2 protein-coding genes are annotated in these 1,339 nt (G+C 63.4%); both read left to right on the top strand.

The genetic code is table 11. The features are described from left to right. The first annotated feature begins 1 nt into the window (after nt 1). On the top strand, nt 2–148 hold the full coding sequence (locus HCR68_RS13900) for an integrase core domain-containing protein (RefSeq protein WP_243859138.1): 147 nt from the start codon (nt 2–4) through the stop codon (nt 146–148). A 286-nt stretch (nt 149–434) separates the two neighbouring features. Then, the gene (locus HCR68_RS13895; protein ID WP_167150451.1) at nt 435–1,310 is read left to right on the top strand and encodes a LysR family transcriptional regulator; all 876 of its coding nucleotides are present in this window, start codon (nt 435–437) and stop codon (nt 1,308–1,310) included. The last annotated feature ends 29 nt before the right edge of the window (nt 1,311–1,339 follow it).

The raw sequence follows: 1,339 nt of genomic DNA, 5'->3' as shown, positions 1-1,339 counted from the left end.
GGTGTACCCCACGAGACAGAAGGCGATCAACGATATTGCCTCGTGGATCGAGCTGAGATACAATCATGTGCGCCTTCACTCAGCCCTGGGATACCGCACACCTAACGAGGTCGAGCAAGAATTCCTGAGCCTAACCAAGGCAGCCTGAAACACCAAACAAGCAGTGTCCGAAAAACACCCAGCAGCCCAGTCATCGTGATGACTCCGTTCGAGTGGGTTGTAGGAGATTCCTCGAAGGATCACACGGTGACCGCGCTGCCACCAACAGCAGCCCAACCACCGCGCTACACCACACTACGGGGCACTACCCCTCGGGCCTGTGTCCGGTCGGCTGAACGTCCTGCATCGCTGTCATGACTTCAGGCTGCCCACCGCACAGCGATCTGTCGATGACATAGATGTGATGACAGCGATGTCGCAGTAGCATTGACATCATGGAGCTTCAGCAGATGCGTTATGCCGTGGCCATCGCCGAGGAGAGGAGCTTCACGCGTGCGGCTGAGCGGTGCTTCGTGGTGCAGTCGGCTCTGAGCCGGCAGATCAAGGCGTTGGAGAGTGAGCTGGGGGTCGCGGTGTTTGCGCGGACCAGCCGGAAGGTGGAGGTGACTCCCGCCGGGGAGGCGTTTCTGGCTCAGGCGCGAGCGTGCCTGGCGGCGGCCGAACGCGCCGCAGTGGACGCCGCTGCCGCGCAGGGCGCGGTGAGGGGCACGCTGAGGGTGGGGGTGATTCCGACGGTGACGGCCGTGGATGTCGCTGTAACCCTGGGCGCCTTTCACCGCCGGTACCCGGATGTTCGGGTACTTGTTCGTAGTGGTGGAAGCGACCACTTCCTGGAGCGGATCGCCGCTGGACGGCTCGATGCGGCCTTCCTCGGGCTGGCTGAAGCGGTGACACCTGAGGGCGTCAGGACGCAGGAGCTCGTCCGGGAACGGCTGGTTGCGGTCCTGCCTGCGAATCACCGGCTGGCCGGCCGACGTCGTATTCGCCTTGAGGACCTCGTTGACGATCCCTTCGTGGACTTTCCCGCCGGGTCGTCGGGACGTGAGCAGTCGGATCTGGCCTTCCGAGAAGCCGGCCTTCGGCGTGAGGTCGGCTTCGAGGTGACCGACGCTGAGCTGTTGACTGGCTTGGTGAGGCGAGGCCTGGCCGTTGGGTTGCTGGCGCCCAGCGTTGTTCAGAGGGTGCGAGGGTGTGCTTTCGTGGATGTGAATCGCCCCGGGTTTGATGGAGGCAGTGATGACACGGAAGGATCACTGTCATGGGACAGAAGAAGTACCCCGATGAGCTGCGCGAGCGAGCCACGAGGATGACCTTGGAGGCACTGGCCGACCCGGCGCGG

This window comes from Actinomyces sp. ZJ308 (genome assembly GCF_011752065.1).
Classification (GTDB): Bacteria; Actinomycetota; Actinomycetes; order Actinomycetales; family Actinomycetaceae; genus Actinomyces.
This window is presented reverse-complemented; position numbering and strand designations above follow the sequence as displayed.